Raw genomic sequence first — 241 nt, 5'->3', positions numbered from 1 at the left:
CCGAGGCGCTGGGCGTCGAAATCTTCCCGGGCTTCCCGGCCGCCGAAGTGCTCTACAACGACGACGGGTCGGTCAAGGGCGTCGCCACCGGTAACAGGGGTGTCGGCAAGGACGGCGAGCCCACCGATAACTTCCAGCTCGGCATGGAGTTGCACGCCAAGTACACGCTGTTCTGCGAAGGCTGCCGCGGGCACCTGGGCCGTCAACTGAACGAGAAGTTCAAGCTGGGCAAGGACTCGGA

Annotated in this window: 1 protein-coding gene; it reads left to right on the top strand. The window is 64.7% G+C overall.

All coding sequences use genetic code 11. The features are described 5' to 3' along the window. Nucleotides 1-241: NAD(P)/FAD-dependent oxidoreductase (locus tag AB4Y44_RS42950; RefSeq protein WP_368702860.1), on the top strand; the 241-nt coding region annotated here is incomplete at both ends.

The organism is Paraburkholderia sp. BR10937 (assembly GCF_040965695.1).
Taxonomy (GTDB): domain Bacteria; phylum Pseudomonadota; class Gammaproteobacteria; order Burkholderiales; family Burkholderiaceae; genus Paraburkholderia.
The sequence above is the reverse complement of the archived record's forward strand: the minus strand, read 5'-3'. Positions and strand labels throughout refer to the sequence as shown.